Annotated in this window: 15 protein-coding genes and 1 rRNA gene; 12 read left to right on the top strand and 4 right to left on the bottom strand. The window is 36.2% G+C overall.

Annotated features, from left to right (window positions below):
• The first annotated feature begins 1 nt into the window (after nucleotide 1).
• The 10 genes from rpmF (at nucleotide 2) to A9G03_RS10605 (ending at nucleotide 10,973) form a co-directional block, all read left to right on the top strand.
• Nucleotides 2–169, top strand: a complete 168-nt coding sequence (rpmF, locus tag A9G03_RS10650; protein WP_065557369.1) for a 50S ribosomal protein L32 — start codon at nucleotides 2–4, stop codon at nucleotides 167–169.
• 33 nt (nucleotides 170–202) lie between these two features.
• Complete coding sequence (gene plsX, locus A9G03_RS10645; RefSeq protein WP_082209454.1) at nucleotides 203–1,249, top strand: phosphate acyltransferase PlsX; 1,047 nt, start codon at nucleotides 203–205, stop codon at nucleotides 1,247–1,249.
• Between the two features lie 4 nt (nucleotides 1,250–1,253).
• Entirely contained in the window at nucleotides 1,254–2,207 is a 954-nt protein-coding gene (locus A9G03_RS10640) for a beta-ketoacyl-ACP synthase III (RefSeq protein ID WP_065634140.1), read from the top strand.
• A gap of 34 nt (nucleotides 2,208–2,241) precedes the next feature.
• Entirely contained in the window at nucleotides 2,242–3,177 is a 936-nt protein-coding gene (gene fabD, locus A9G03_RS10635; RefSeq protein ID WP_065799199.1) for an ACP S-malonyltransferase, read from the top strand.
• Between the two features lie 18 nt (nucleotides 3,178–3,195).
• Nucleotides 3,196–3,930 carry a 3-oxoacyl-ACP reductase FabG gene (gene fabG / locus A9G03_RS10630; protein WP_065799198.1) on the top strand — a complete coding sequence of 245 codons (735 nt, stop codon included), beginning with the start codon at nucleotides 3,196–3,198 and terminating at the stop codon, nucleotides 3,928–3,930.
• 150 nt (nucleotides 3,931–4,080) lie between these two features.
• A complete protein-coding gene (gene acpP / locus A9G03_RS10625; protein WP_025316503.1) occupies nucleotides 4,081–4,314 on the top strand; it encodes an acyl carrier protein in 234 nt (77 codons plus the stop codon).
• Nucleotides 4,315–4,469: 155 nt separating this feature from the next.
• A complete protein-coding gene (gene fabF, locus A9G03_RS10620; RefSeq protein ID WP_065799197.1) occupies nucleotides 4,470–5,714 on the top strand; it encodes a beta-ketoacyl-ACP synthase II in 1,245 nt (414 codons plus the stop codon).
• Between the two features lie 194 nt (nucleotides 5,715–5,908).
• On the top strand, nucleotides 5,909–9,388 hold the full coding sequence (dnaE, locus tag A9G03_RS10615) for a DNA polymerase III subunit alpha (RefSeq protein ID WP_065799196.1): 3,480 nt from the start codon (nucleotides 5,909–5,911) through the stop codon (nucleotides 9,386–9,388).
• 235 nt (nucleotides 9,389–9,623) lie between these two features.
• Nucleotides 9,624–10,583, top strand: a complete 960-nt coding sequence (gene accA, locus A9G03_RS10610; protein ID WP_065634145.1) for an acetyl-CoA carboxylase carboxyl transferase subunit alpha — start codon at nucleotides 9,624–9,626, stop codon at nucleotides 10,581–10,583.
• Nucleotides 10,584–10,604: 21 nt separating this feature from the next.
• Complete coding sequence (locus A9G03_RS10605) at nucleotides 10,605–10,973, top strand: diacylglycerol kinase (protein WP_143425855.1); 369 nt, start codon at nucleotides 10,605–10,607, stop codon at nucleotides 10,971–10,973.
• A gap of 75 nt (nucleotides 10,974–11,048) precedes the next feature.
• Here A9G03_RS10605 and A9G03_RS10600 read toward each other — a convergent pair whose 3' ends face one another.
• The 4 genes from A9G03_RS10600 to metK form a co-directional block, all read right to left on the bottom strand.
• Complete coding sequence (locus A9G03_RS10600) at nucleotides 11,049–11,891, bottom strand: 23S rRNA (adenine(2030)-N(6))-methyltransferase RlmJ (RefSeq protein ID WP_065634147.1); 843 nt, start codon at nucleotides 11,889–11,891, stop codon at nucleotides 11,049–11,051.
• Nucleotides 11,885–12,349: a hypothetical protein gene (locus A9G03_RS12470; protein ID WP_179854760.1), complete on the bottom strand. Its 465-nt coding sequence runs from the start codon at nucleotides 12,347–12,349 to the stop codon at nucleotides 11,885–11,887. Before A9G03_RS12470 ends, A9G03_RS10600 begins: the two co-directional genes overlap by 7 nt.
• A 161-nt stretch (nucleotides 12,350–12,510) precedes the next feature.
• Nucleotides 12,511–13,014, bottom strand: coding sequence for a SprT family zinc-dependent metalloprotease (locus A9G03_RS10590; protein ID WP_065634149.1), 504 nt, complete (start codon nucleotides 13,012–13,014; stop codon nucleotides 12,511–12,513).
• The gene (gene metK, locus A9G03_RS10585; RefSeq protein ID WP_065634150.1) at nucleotides 12,998–14,149 is read right to left on the bottom strand and encodes a methionine adenosyltransferase; all 1,152 of its coding nucleotides are present in this window, start codon (nucleotides 14,147–14,149) and stop codon (nucleotides 12,998–13,000) included. The genes A9G03_RS10590 and metK overlap by 17 nt, the downstream gene beginning before the upstream one ends.
• Before the next feature lie 199 nt (nucleotides 14,150–14,348).
• Here metK and murI point away from each other — a divergent pair, with 199 nt between their 5' ends.
• Entirely contained in the window at nucleotides 14,349–15,176 is an 828-nt protein-coding gene (gene murI / locus A9G03_RS10580) for a glutamate racemase (protein ID WP_081297507.1), read from the top strand.
• A 385-nt stretch (nucleotides 15,177–15,561) separates the two neighbouring features.
• Nucleotides 15,562–15,739 (top strand): 16S ribosomal RNA (locus A9G03_RS10575); the annotation flags it as partial.

Below are 15,739 nucleotides of genomic sequence, written 5' to 3'. Positions count from 1 at the left end.
CATGGCTGTTCAACAGAATCGTAAAACTCGTGCAAAACGTGGTATGCGTCGTTCTCATGATGCATTAACTGCTGCTAATATCTCAGTTGATGAATCAGGCAAAACACATTTACGTCATCACGTAACCGCTGATGGTTATTATCGTGGTCGTAAAGTGATTTCTAAATAATTATTTAGTCATTAGAAATCTTCAGGTGACATTTTGGATAATCTAACCATTGCGTTAGATGCTATGAGCGGGGACTTTGGTCCTCGTGTGATTGTTCCTGCTGCAATACAAGCACTAAATTGTTATCCAAATCTCTCTATTTTTCTGGTGGGTGATCCAACAGAAATTAGTCTTTTTTTATCTAAAGAAAATGCAAAGTTTGTTAAGCAATATCAACAAGACCATCGACTTACGTTGATCGAATCAACATCTGTGATTGCTAATGATATGAAACCAGCTTATGCCATTCGGCATAGCCATGGCTCATCAATGAGAATAGCACTAGAATTGGTTAAAAATAACCAAGCTCAAGCTTGCGTTAGCGCTGGTAATACTGGTGCATTAATGGGACTGTCTAAGCTATTATTACATGCACTTGTTGGTATTGATCGTCCTGCATTAGTTGCCATCATTCCTGCATTAAATAATCAAAATACAGTAGTATTAGATTTAGGCGCTAATGCTCAGTGTGATAGTGATATGTTAGTGCAATTTGCCATAATGGGGCAGATCTTAGCCAAAACAGTGCTCAAAATTGATCATCCTAGAGTTGCTTTACTTAATATTGGTGAAGAAGATACAAAAGGTTTGGATAAAATACGCGCTGCAGCAGCGATTTTAAAATCGAATGATAATATTAATTATATCGGCTATTTAGAAGGTAACGAGCTTTTAACTGGTAAAACCGATGTACTAGTCTGTGATGGCTTTGTGGGTAATGTGACATTAAAAACAGTAGAAGGTTTAATTAAAATTTTCATGTCTTCATTTAAGTTATCTATTAGTCATAATTCATTATTAATGAAACTATTAAGTAAGTGGTTACAAAGAAAGGTTTCTAAAAATTTTGGTTATTTAGATCCCGGACGATATAATGGCGCATGTTTGCTTGGTCTTCAAAGCATTGTGATTAAAAGTCATGGTAGTGCTAATCAAAAATCATTCTTTGCAGCAATAGAACAAGCTATTTTGGCTATCCAAACCAATATACCTGAGAAGATTGCAAGCAGCCTTTCTTCCGTACTACCTAAGAGCGAATAATTAGATGTATACAAAGATATTAGGAACAGGGAGTTATCTTCCGAAACAGATAAGAACCAATGCTGATCTTGAAAAAATGGTCGATACTAGTGATGAATGGATCACAACACGAACAGGAATAAAAGAACGACGCATTGCAGCACCAGACGAAACAGTAACTTCTATGGCTTATGAAGCGTCTTTAAATGCTATTGAAATGGCAAAGATTGATAAAAATGAGATAGGTATGATTATTGTTGCTACTGCAACTTCAGTAAATGCCTTTCCTAGCTCAGCCACCGAACTGCAAGCAAAATTAGCTATTGGAGATGTCATTGCTTTTGATGTTTCTGCTGCATGTTCGGGGTTCGTCTATGCACTTGATATTGCCGATAAATATATAAAAAGTGGTGCAATTAAATATGCATTAGTGGTTGGTTCGGACATGCTAACTCGTGGTGTCGATCCAACAGATCGTGGAACAATTATCATTTTTGGCGATGGTGCCGGTGCGGTTGTGGTTGGTGCTTCTCAAGAACCAGGCATTATTGCTTCACATCTTCATGCTGATGGTCGTTACGGCGAGTTATTAAAATATCCTTATGTTGATCGCCGTGATATGAATGATCCCGTTTATATGACTATGCAAGGCAATGATGTATTTAAAATTGCTGTCAAAGAACTTTCAAATTTAGTCGATGAATTATTAACAGAAAATTCCTTTAATAAATCCGATTTAGATTGGTTAGTACCACATCAAGCAAATTTACGAATTATTTCAGCCACCGCAAAACGTTTAGATATGGATTTAAGTAAAGTTATTGTCACTTTAGATAAACAAGGCAACACTTCAGCCGCATCAGTTCCTTGTGCATTAGATACAGGTGTGCGAGATGGGCGTATTAAGCGAGGCCAACTAATCTTATTAGAAGCTTTTGGTGGCGGTTTTGTTTGGGGCTCTGCGCTCGTTAGATTTTAAACAAAAATTATTTTGAGTATTCAAGGATTTAAAAATGACCAAATTTGCAATGGTTTTTCCAGGACAAGGTTCACAAGCCGTCGGTATGTTAAAAGATCTTGCTGACAATTATCCAATTGTGAAATCTACTTTTGACGAAGCGTCACAAGTATTAGGTTACGATTTATGGGATCTGGTACAACAAGGTCCAGTTGAGGAACTTAACAAAACATGGCAAACACAACCTGCTTTATTAGCTGCTTCAGTTGCTACTTTTAGAGTTTGGCAAAGTGTTAATGGTGCACAACCTGAATTTATGGCAGGACATAGCTTAGGTGAATATTCGGCATTGGTATGTGCTGGCGTGATTGATTTTAAAGATGCAATTAAATTAGTTGAATTGCGTGGCAAACTTATGCAAGAGGCTGTACCAACTGGAACTGGTGCGATGTATGCCATTATCGGTTTAGATAACGATTCGATCCGTAAAGCTTGTGACGAAGCAGCCCAAGGTCAAGTCGTTGCACCTGTCAATTTTAATTCACCAGGGCAAGTTGTTATTGCAGGTAATAAAGAAGCAGTAGAGCGTGCTGGTGTACTTTGCAAAGAAGCAGGTGCTAAACGTGCTTTACCATTAGCTGTTAGTGTTCCTTCCCACTGTGAATTGATGAAGCCCGCAGCCGAAAAATTAGCTATTGCCTTGAATGAAATTACTTTCAACACGCCAAAATTTGCGGTTATTAATAACGTTGATGTTAAGATTGAATCCTCAGCAGAAAAAATTAAAGCCGCATTGATTGCGCAGCTTTATAGCCCAGTTCGCTGGACAGAAACTGTTGAGCAAATGGCTAAACAAGGTGTAACACTGTTAGTTGAAATAGGACCAGGTAAAGTACTAACTGGATTGACTAAACGTATTGTTGATTCGTTATCAGCATGTGCGGTAAATGATAAAGCGTCATTAGATGTTGCAATAGAAAATACTAAATAGAAGATAAAAGGGGTAGTTATGAACCTATCAGGAAAAATTGCTTTAGTTACTGGTGCAAGTCGCGGGATAGGTAAAGCGATTGCTGAAAAGTTAGTTGCTTGCGGTGCAACCGTTATTGGTACTGCAACAACAGAAAAAGGTGCTGAAGCAATCAGTCAATATTTAGGTACACATGGCAAAGGTTTTGCTTTAAATGTTACTGACGAAGCATCGATTGAATCGGTCATTAATGCTATTAAAATTGAATTTGGTGATATTGATATTTTAGTGAATAATGCAGGTATCACTCGTGATAATTTATTAATGCGAATGAAAGAAGAAGAGTGGCAATCTATTTTAGATACCAATTTAACCTCAGTGTTCCGTCTATCTAAAGCTTTAATGCGATCTATGATGAAAAAACGTTATGGACGAATTATTACAATCGGTTCTGTTGTTGGCACAATGGGTAATGCAGGGCAAGCTAACTATGCGGCAGCTAAAGCAGGATTAATTGGTTTTAGTAAATCATTAGCTCGTGAAGTTGCATCTCGAGGTATTACGGTTAATGTGGTAGCGCCTGGATTTATTGCAACAGATATGACTGAAGCATTAACCGATGAGCAAAAAGCCGTGACGTTAGCACAAGTGCCAGCTGGACGATTAGGAGAGCCGTCAGAGATAGCCAATGCTGTTGCATTCTTGGCTTCTGATGAAGCATCTTATATTACTGGTGAAACTTTACATGTCAATGGTGGCATGTATATGGTGTAATTGATCAGAATAGTGTAGAATAAGCCAATATTTTGACTTTTTGAGCGAAAAATAAGCAATTGGGTTGAAAAATGATTTGCATCTTTTTCAACATTTTATAAACTTACATTCACCGCCACTTTTGGCGATATTTATAGGAAAAAAAAGAGTATGAGCACTATTGAAGAGCGAGTTAAGAAAATTATTGTTGAGCAACTTGGTGTGAAAGAGGACGAAGTTAAGAATGAATCTTCTTTTGTTGAAGATCTTGGCGCTGACTCTCTTGATACAGTTGAATTAGTTATGGCTTTAGAAGAAGAATTCGATACTGAAATTCCTGATGAAGAAGCTGAAAAAATTACAACTGTACAATCAGCAATTGATTATATTACTGCAAATCAATAAGGTTAGCAGAGTTTTCATAATAGGCGGTCAAATGATCGCCTAGTTTGTATTTGTGTCTTTAATTTTTAGATAAAAATTAATATTCATGTTTTGAAAACTCAAAATAAAATTTTCAATGATTCAAATTTCATTTCAATCCTTTTCTGGAGGACAATGTGTCTAAACGCAGAGTTGTTGTTACCGGAATGGGCATGATATCTCCGGTAGGTAATACAGTTGAATCCACTTGGCAAGCACTTTTAGCTGGTCAAAGTGGTGTTGAACTAATAGAACACTTTGATACTGCCCCTTTCGCAACGCGCTTCGCCGCTATGGTTAAAAATTTTAATGGCGAAGATTATAATATTTCACGTAAAGATGCTCGTAAAATGGACTATTTTATCCAATATGGCATTGCTGCTGGTATACAAGCAATGCAAGATGCGGGTATTGAAATTTCGGAAGAAAATGCAGAACGTATTGGTTGTGCTATTGGTTCAGGTATTGGTGGACTTGGATTAATTGAAGAAAATCATAGTGCTTTAATTAATGGTGGTCCGCGTAAAATTAGTCCGTTTTTTGTACCTTCTACCATAGTTAATATGATAGCTGGTCATTTATCGATTATTTATGGATTAAAAGGACCAAGTATTACAATTGCAACTGCTTGTTCTTCAGGTGTACACAATATTGGTCATGCAGCACGTATGATAGCCTATGGTGATGCTGATGGTATGCTTGCTGGCGGTGGTGAAAAAGCGAGTACGCCGCTTGGTATTGGCGGTTTTGGTGCAGCGCGCGCATTATCAACTAATAATGATAATCCTAAAGCGGCAAGTAGACCATGGGATAAAGATCGTGATGGTTTTGTACTGGGTGATGGTGCCGGCATTATGTTTTTAGAAGAGTATGAGCATGCTAAAAAACGCGGTGCAAAAATTTATGCAGAAGTTGTTGGCTTTGGTATGAGCGCAGATGCTTATCATATGACTTCACCACCAGAAGATGGTAGTGGTGCAGCATTAGCCATGAAATGTGCGATTCGTGACGCAGGAATAACACCTGAGCAAGTGGGTTATATTAATGCTCATGGTACATCAACGCCAGCTGGTGATAAAGCAGAAACACAAGCAGTTAAAAGTATTTTTAAAGAAAATGCCAACAAAGTAATGGTAAGTTCGACTAAATCAATGATTGGTCATTTACTTGGAGCTGCCGGTGCTGTTGAGTCTATTTTTACGGTATTGGCATTACGCGATCAGGCTGTACCACCAACAATTAATTTAGATAATCCTGATGAAGGTTGTGATCTTGATTATGTACCGCATACCGCTCGTCAGGTCAAAAACTTAGAATATGCACTTTGTAATTCATTTGGTTTTGGCGGAACTAATGGTTCAGTGTTATTTAAGAAAATTTAGTTAATGATTATCCACCGATAAAATAGATTATCGGTGGTATAGTTTTAATTCTTTTCATCGTTCAAAGTTATCAAAAAGATTCTTTCTATTTTTTTCAATTCAAACAAAACATGTTTATAAACAGAAGTAAGAATATTACTATTGCTTGTGATATAATCGCTCACAATTTTTTAGCATAATTATTTCTGATAAATATGACAGAGCCTAAGTTTATTCATCTTCATCTACATAGTGACTTTTCAATGGTTGATGGTATCGCTAAAGTGGGGGCATTGGTTAATGAAGTTAATCAATTGCATATGCCTGCTTTTGCTATTACCGACTTTACCAACCTTTGTGGTTTGGTTAAGTTTTATGGATCTGCGATGGCTAAAGGAATTAAGCCGATTATTGGTGCTGATTTAGCAATTAGAAGCTCACAATTACCGGATGATATTTATCGATTAACTCTACTTGCTGCTAATAATGAAGGTTACAAAAATCTGACATTACTTATCTCTAAAGCTTATGAAAGAGGATATATTGGTGATATGCCAGTTGTTGATCAACAGTGGTTAGCTCAATATCGTACTGGACTTATAATTTTAGCGGGGCGGGAAAGTGATATTGGTATAGGTATTATTCGTAATAATCCGTCTATAATCGATAATGCTATTAATTTTTATCAAGAAAATTTTCATGATCACTTTTATTTTGAGTTAGTTCGTACTAAACGTAACAACGAAGAGTTGTTTATTCATAGCGCGGTAAAACTTGCTGAACAATATATGTTGCCGGTTGTTGCGACCAATGATGTTCGTTTTTTACAACCTTCTGATTTTGAGGCCCATGAAATTCGCGTAGCGATACATGATGGCAATACTCTTGAAGATCCTAATCGTCCTAAAAACTATTCACCAGAACAGTACCTGCGTAGTGAACAGGAAATGTGTGAGTTGTTTTCAGATATTCCTGAAGCTTTAGAAAATAGTGTAGAAATAGCTAAGCGCTGCAATGTGACTATACGTTTGGGTGAATATTTTTTACCTAAATTTCCAACAGGGGATATGTCTACTGAAGATTTTTTAGTCTATAAATCTCGTGAAGGCCTAGAAGAACGGCTAGAGTTTCTTTTTCCTGATCCAGATATTAGAGCACAAAAACGAGCAGAATATGATGAGCGCTTAGAAACCGAACTTAATGTTATTAATCAAATGGGGTTTCCCGGTTATTTTTTGATCGTGATGGAGTTTATTCAATGGTCAAAAGATAATGATATCCCAGTAGGCCCTGGTCGAGGTTCGGGCGCAGGTTCATTAGTGGCTTATGCATTAAAAATAACAGATCTAGATCCGCTAGCCTTTGACTTACTTTTTGAACGTTTTTTAAATCCTGAACGTGTATCAATGCCTGACTTTGATGTCGATTTTTGCATGGAAAAACGTGATTTGGTTATTGATCATGTTGCCGATATGTATGGTCGTGATGCGGTATCTCAAATTATTACATTTGGTACTATGGCGGCTAAAGCAGTTATTCGAGATGTGGGGCGAGTGCTTGGCCATCCTTATGGGTTTGTCGATCGTATTTCTAAATTGATTCCTTTAGATCCAGGTATGACACTGGCTAAAGCGTTTGAACTCGAACCACAACTACAAGAATTATATGATAATAACGAAGAGGTTAAGTCGCTAATTGATATTGCTCGTCAATTAGAAGGTGTGACTCGCAATGCTGGTAAACATGCCGGTGGTGTTGTGATTTCACCAACAAAAATTACCGATTTTTCACCTATTTATTGTGACCCCGAAGGGCATCATCCTGTTACTCAATTTGATAAAAATGATGTTGAATATGCCGGCTTAGTTAAGTTTGATTTCCTTGGATTGCGCACATTAACCATTATTGATTGGGCTATCAAAATGATTAATGAACGTCAAATTCGAGAAGGGAAAGAACTTGTTGATATTACGCGCATTCCTCTTGATGATAAAGACTCTTTTGATTTATTGCTAAAAGCCGAAACAACAGCAGTATTTCAGCTAGAATCGCGTGGCATGAAGGATTTAATTCGGCGCTTAAAACCAGACTGTTTTGAGGATATGATTGCCTTAGTAGCATTATTTCGCCCGGGACCTTTACAGTCAGGAATGGTAGATAATTTTATCGATCGTAAACATGGGCGAGAAGATGTTTCTTATCCCGATATAAAATATCAACATGAGTCATTAAAACCTATTTTAGAGCCAACTTATGGCATTATTTTATATCAAGAACAGGTCATGCAAATAGCACAAACTTTGTCCGGTTATACCTTAGGCGGTGCCGATCTACTGCGCCGAGCTATGGGTAAAAAGAAACCAGAAGAGATGGCTAAACAACGTTCTGTTTTTAAAGAAGGAGCGGAGAAACAAGGCGTGGATGGTGAACTTTCAATGCATATTTTTGATTTGGTTGAAAAGTTTGCTGGTTATGGTTTTAATAAATCACACTCTGCCGCCTATGCACTGGTGTCTTACCAAACATTATGGCTGAAAACCCATTATCCAGCTGAATTCATGGCAGCTGTTATGACAGCAGATATGGATAATACCGATAAAATTGTGGGCTTGGTTGATGAATGCCTACGAATGGGACTAAAAGTTAATCCTCCAGATATTAATAGCGGTTTGTACCATTTTCATGTCAATGACAAAGGCGAAATTGTTTATGGTATTGGTGCAATAAAAGGCGTTGGTGAAGGGCCAATTGAAGCAATTGTTGAAGCACGAAACAGTGGTGGCTATTTTAAAAATATTTTTGAACTGTGTGCACGTACAGATATGAAAAAAATCAATCGACGTGTACTAGAAAAGCTAACTATGGCCGGTGCTTTTGATAAATTAGGACCGCATCGGGCAGCAATTTTACATAGCATTAGTGATGCCATGCAGGCAGCTGAGCAATATACCAAAGCGCAAAATATTGGCCAAGAAGATATGTTTGGTGTCTTAGCTCAAGAGCCTGAACAAGTTGAACACGCCTATGCAGCGGTACCAGAGCTACCAGCTCAAGTATTACTTGATGGTGAAAGAGATGCTTTAGGACTTTATCTAACCGGCCATCCGGTTACGCAATATTTGAAAGAACTCAATCGTTATGCTGGTGGCGTACGCATTAGTGAAGCTGCACCAACTGGTTGGGGAAAGACAGCAACCTTCGCAGGAATAGTTGCTGATGCGAGAGTTAGAATTACCAAAAAAGGCAATAAAATTGGTCTGTTTACTTTAGATGATCGTTCTGGTCGGATTGATGGCATGTTATTTGCCGATTCTTTAGAAAAGTTTGGACACCTTTTAGTTAAAGATAAAATTTTGATAGTGTCAGGTCAAGTTAGCCCCGATGATTTTAATGGTGGACTAAAGATGTCTGTTCGCGATATTGTTGATTTGAAAGATGCTCGAGCTAAATATGTTAAGGGCTTGGCTATTACATTAACTGAAGCCGAAGCTAATCGTTCAATATTACAGCGTTTACAACAGATTTTAGAGCCTCATCGACATGGTAGTGTACCGGTTAATCTTTATTATCATCGAGATGATTCGGTCGTTCGAATCCAATTTGGAACAACTTGGCGTATAGTTCCTGAAGATGCTTTAATCGTAGAGTTGAAAACATTACTTGGAAATGAGCGTATTGAATTTGAGTTCGAATAGCCCATATATCAGCGATGTATTTTTCATCAACAACTCAGAATAAAATTTATATCAATAGAATTAGGTAAAATGATTTTAATATATCTTAAAGCTTACTGAAATAAATATTGGTGACTTTAATGCGTATTACATAGTAGAATTGGCTTAATTTTATCTTAAGAAATAGTCAGTATACTGTATTTAGTAGTGTATTTTTTAGGAAATACAAATAACACAAGAGGCAATCATAATCGTTATGAGCAATTTTTTGGAATTTGAAAAGCCGATAGCGGAATTAGAAGCAAAAATTAATTCCTTAAAGAATATTGATTCACAACAAGTTGAATTAGATATCAATTTAGATAAAGAAATTAAACAGTTAAATCAAAAAAGTCGTGAATTAACTAAAAAAATATTTGCAAACTTGTCCCCTTGGGATGTTGCACAATTAGCTCGGCATCCAAACCGACCTTATACCTTAGATTATATTAAAGAGATTTTCACTGATTTTGATGAATTAGCCGGTGATCGTGCTTATGCTGATGATAAAGCTATTGTAGGTGGAATTGCACGTATTGATGATCGTGCTGTTATGGTTATTGGTCATCAAAAAGGTCGTGAGACCAAGCAAAAAATTTATCGTAATTTTGGTATGCCTGCTCCGGAAGGATATCGTAAAGCGCTAAGATTAATGCAATTAGCTGAACGCTTTAAATTACCTATTATTACTTTTATCGATACGCCTGGTGCTTATCCTGGCATTGGTGCGGAAGAACGAGGTCAAGCTGAAGCGATAGCGCGTAACCTACGTGAAATGTCACGTTTAAAAGTGCCAACAATTTGTACTGTAATTGGTGAAGGTGGATCTGGTGGCGCACTTGCTATTGGTGTAGCAGATAAAGTGAATATGCTACAGTACAGTACCTATTCTGTGATTTCTCCTGAAGGCTGTGCTTCTATATTATGGAAAAGCGCAGATAAAGCATCAGTTGCTGCTGAAGCCATGAATATGACAGCTGATAAATTACTTAAATTAAATCTTATTGATTCTATTGTGCCTGAACCTCTTGGTGGTGCGCATCGTGATTATAGTACAGTAGCTACTTCATTGAAAAAGCAGCTACTAAGTGATCTTGACGAGCTGGAAAATATGGATGTATCTGTTTTATTGGAGAGAAGATTTCAAAGGCTAATGAATTACGGATATGTTAGATAATTTTAAATTTGGAATGCTATGATGGAAAAATCGACAGGTATACAACGTATTTTTAATGCAACTAAATATTCTTTAAAAGGCTTCAAATCGGCTATTAGGTATGAAGCTGCATTTCGGCAAGAATTAATTTTATTAATAGTCGCTTATATTATTGTAATGCTAATCGATTTTTCAATTTATGAACGTATTTTATTACTTGGCTCGATTGGTGTAGTCATGATTGTTGAACTGATTAATAGTGCAATTGAGTGTGTTGTTGATCGTATAGGCAAGGAAAGGCATGAGTTATCAGGTCGAGCTAAAGATTACGGTTCAGCAGCGGTATTTTTATCTCTATTATTAACTATTATTTTATGGATATATTTATTTGCATGCCATTTTTTTCCATAATTTCAGTTTTAACATTTTCTTTATAATTATTTAAAATGCGAGAAAACCTCGCATTTTGTTTATTAACCCGGCAATTTATTCTGTCACTAATTTTTTAATCAGTATATTGCCCGTTTTATCTGTATCAAGAATATTGGATAGCCACGGTAAGATTGTTTGCATTTGCTCATGCAATTTCCAAGGTGGATTGATGACAATCATGCCTGATGCAGTCATTCCTTTGTGATTGTTATCCGGCCTTAATGCTAGTTCAAATTGCGATATTCGTTTAATTCCTAAATTTACAATTCCATCTATCATTTTTTGGGTTTGTGTTCTTGACACAACCGGATACCAAATCAAATAAACTCCAGTTGCAAAACGTTTATAAGCCTCACAAATTGCTGTTGGAATTTTTTGATAGTCTTCTTTTATTTCGTAAGATGGATCGATTAGAATAATGCCGCGACGTGATTGTGGTGGTAATTTAGATTTTAATTGCAAAAAACCATCTTCACGTAATACCTTAGCGCGCTTATCCTTTGTAAATTCTTGCTTCAATAAAGGATAGTCACTTGGGTGTAATTCAGTTAAATTCAATTTATCTTGTTCTCTTAATAGTTGTTTAGCAATTAAAGGAGAACCTGGATAATATTTCAAAGTATCAAAAGGATTATACCGTTTTAACACTGAAATATACGGAGTAAGAGCCTCTGGTATAACTGTTTGTTGCCAAACTAAATTTATTCCTGATAAATATTCACCCGTTTTTTCAGCATGCTCGCTTTGTAATAAATAACGACCCGCTCCAGAATGCGTATCTAAATATAAAATCGATTTTTCTTTTTCTTTTAACGATTCAAGGCACAAGGTTAAAACAACATGTTTTAACACATCTGCATGATTACCAGCATGATAGCTATGACGATAACTTAACATGATTTACTCAACCTTTTTTGTTCATTTGTTTGCATATAGAAAGTTGTTAATGCTATACAGAGCAGGCAAGGAATCTCCATTAATTCTTCAATCAAATCTTTACGTTCTCGAGTTAATACTAAAAATTCGTGTCCCATACGATGGTGCTCTGCGATATCTGCAATTCCCAAAAAAAGAAATGCGAAAAAGATATGCCAAAAAGGAATACTTTCAAATTTATAACGCCGTGCTATTTCTTTGCGGATTGTTGGTAAGAAAGTCGTCAGTAATGGTATACCCATTACAATAGCTGCAATGATTTTATAATAAAAACGTGGAACGTCAGGATAAAAATCACGCCCCCAACTTATTCCTCGTCCAAAAAGCATAATCCACCAAAAGATTGTCCAAATCCAGAATTTATATAAGGTAGCATGATGTTGTACGCGTTTTGCATAATAAAACGTATAACCACACATAAATAATAAAAAGAGAGATTGTAGGTGTTCAATAAGTGTAACTGTTAACCCATTATATAGAGGAATATAAAAATTACCGAAAATATAAAGAAAAACACCTAAGAGAAGAATAAAAAATGAACTTTTATAAAAATGAAAATCGAGTTTACACATGTAATGGTCTAAATTGGAATAACTTGTTTAAGTATACTACCGCATTTTTGGCATAAATAACTAGTTTTATTGTTTTGGATTTTATTATGTCTGATTTTAGTTAAATGGTGGATTTGGCAATTACAACGGTACATATAGCTATTGCGCTTTATTGTAAAATTATGGGTTACTTTGGGTAATTTACCCAATACTTCAGACATCATATATTGCCACTCTGTGCCATGAGGTTTAACTTTACCAAACGTTTTAAACACTAGTAGATGAGCAAGTTCATGAGGGACGACTTCATCAATAAATGTATCACCATTGTCAGTTAACATTATTGAATTAAGCTGTATTTCCCAGCGTGTCAACAGTGCGCTACCGGCAATACTTCCTTTAACTTTATAAATTACTTTAGGTTCAGGAAATGCGGTGTGTAAAATAAGGCTGGCTTGTCTTAGGTTTTCTCTTAAACAAGCCATGACTTTATTATGTAATGAAATGGGTATTCGTCTATAATCCTGCGGCATCGCGAAGTAATGTAGCTTTATCTGTTTTTTCCCACGGGAAAATATCACGACCAAAATGGCCATAACTAGCAGTTTGTTGATAAATTGGCTGAATCAAATCAAGCATTTGAATCAATCCATAAGGTCTTAAATCAAAAAATTCTTTGATTAAATTCACTATTTTATCATGATCAATCTTTTCTGTGCCAAAAGTATTGACATAAATCGATGTTGGATTTGCAACGCCTATTGCGTAAGATATTTGTAATTCACACTTATCGGCAAGCCCTGCTGCTACAATATTTTTAGCAACGTACCGAGCGGCATATGCAGCTGAACGGTCAACTTTAGATGGATCTTTTCCTGAAAATGCGCCTCCACCATGACGTGCAGCTCCACCATATGTATCGACAATAATCTTACGACCAGTTAATCCACAATCACCCATTGGACCACCGATAACAAATCGGCCTGTTGGATTAATAAAATATTTGGTTCTTGATGTTAACCATTTGGCAGGTAATGTTGGTTTAATGATTTCTTCCATTACTGCTTCTTGTATTGTTTTTTGTTCAATACCTTCGGAATGCTGGGTTGATAAAACTACTGTATCAACTCCTTTTATCTGCCCATCTTGATAAATTAATGTGACTTGGCTTTTAGCATCAGGACGCAACCAAGGCAGCGTGCCATTTTTTCTGACTTCTGCCTGACGACGCATTAAATCATGTGCATAACTAATTGCTGCTGGCATTAGATTTGGCATTTCATTGGTAGCATAGCCGAACATAATGCCTTGATCGCCTGCACCTTGTTCAAGAGGATCTTTTCGATCGACACCTTGATTTATGTCTGGCGATTGTTTACCAATAGCATTAAGTACCGCACATGAATTGGCATCAAAACCCATTTCTGAACTGGTATATCCTATGTCATGAATAGTTTTACGGGTCAACTCTTCAATATCTACCCAAGCAGATGTTGTAATTTCTCCACCAACGAGTGCCATACCTGTCTTTACGTAAGTTTCACAAGCTACTCTTGCTTTGGGATCTTGTTTTAAAATAGCATCAAGCACTGCATCAGATATTTGATCGGCGATTTTATCTGGATGACCTTCTGAAACAGATTCTGAAGTAAATAAAAATTCTGACATGATATACCTTCTTTTAACTTATTAAATGCAATACTTGATATGCGATGAGATGTATTCTGATTTAGCAGTTTTACCATCTAGACGTCTATTTTAATAATTTATGAGTAAAAAAGCCAGTATTACCTTAAATAAAATTACTTGCATAAATTTTTATTCAATTTAGGATAATGTCGATTTAATTTCCTAATCTTTATTTAATATGAGCATAGCGAGACAATCTCCAACAATATTAATATTTGATTCGGGTATCGGTGGGTTATCTGTCTATAATGAAATCTGCAAAAAGATGCCTAATCTACACTATATCTATGCATTTGATAATGAAATGTTTCCTTACGGAGATAAATCAGAACAGTTTCTCATTGATAGAGTAATTAATGTTATTGATAACATTAGCAAATTATATTCTATTGATTTAGCGGTTATTGCTTGTAATACCGCAAGTACTATCTGTTTACCTAGTTTACGTGCTAAATTTTCTTTTCCGATTGTTGGTGTTGTGCCAGCTATTAAACCAGCTAGTAAAATGACTAAAAATAAATGTATAGGGCTGTTAGCAACTAAAGCAACTGTTCAAAGAGCCTATACAAACAATTTGATTAAACAGTTTGCACCTGATTGTAAAGTCGAATTACTTGGACTATCTGAACTAGCACAGATTGCAGAGAATAAACTGCAAGGAGTGGTAGTTAATATGCTGCAACTTAAACAGTTATTACAACCTTGGCTAAGTTTATCGGTTTGTCCTGATACTATTGTATTGGGGTGCACACATTATCCTTTTATCAAAGAAGAGTTGCAGGTAATATTTCCTCACGCTACTTTTATTGATTCTGGTAATGCAATTGCTGTGCGTGTTTATGAATTACTTCATAAAGAAGGTAAATTGATTGATAGTAATTTATCACTAAATAAAGAGAATATTATTGTTAGCACAGCACTTAACCAGTATGTCGAAAAATTAACTAGCAAATTAGCTCAATATAATCTTCAAAGATATCAATGCATTAATGTTTTGAGTGTTTAAAGCTTATTCGAACAATTAAAAGATCGTGTTTTTTTGCTTGATAAAAAAAATGAAGTGCCTATAATGCGCATCCACTGACACGGCGTTAGTGAAAAACAAACGAAGAAGGTGTTAGAGAGCAAGATCAAAAATATTGAAAAAAGATCTTGACGAATAAAAAGGTGTAGCGTAGTATACGCAGCCCTTGAGACAGCAAACTGAAACAACAAAATGTTTAGTTAAATTTAAAGCTGTCAGCTCTTTAAAAAGAAGAAACAGACAATCTGTGTGGGCACTTGCGAGACGAAAGATTAAAAGTCTACGGACTCAAAAAATTAAGTCTTGATAAGTGACACTGAAGATTCATTTGAATTATGTCAGAGACAGTTATTGAGCATCAAACTTTAAATTGAAGAGTTTGATCATGGCTCAGATTGAACGCTGGCGGCAGGCTTAACACATGCAAGTCGAACGGTAACATGAGTGCTTGCACTTGATGACGAGTGGCGGACGGGTGAGTAAAGTATGGGGATCTGCCGAATGGAGGGGGACAACAGTTGGAAACGACTGCTAATACCGCATAA

The sequence above is a fragment of the Gilliamella sp. wkB171 genome (assembly GCF_001693755.1).
Lineage (GTDB): Bacteria > Pseudomonadota > Gammaproteobacteria > Enterobacterales > Orbaceae > Gilliamella > Gilliamella apicola_F.
This window is presented reverse-complemented; position numbering and strand designations above follow the sequence as displayed.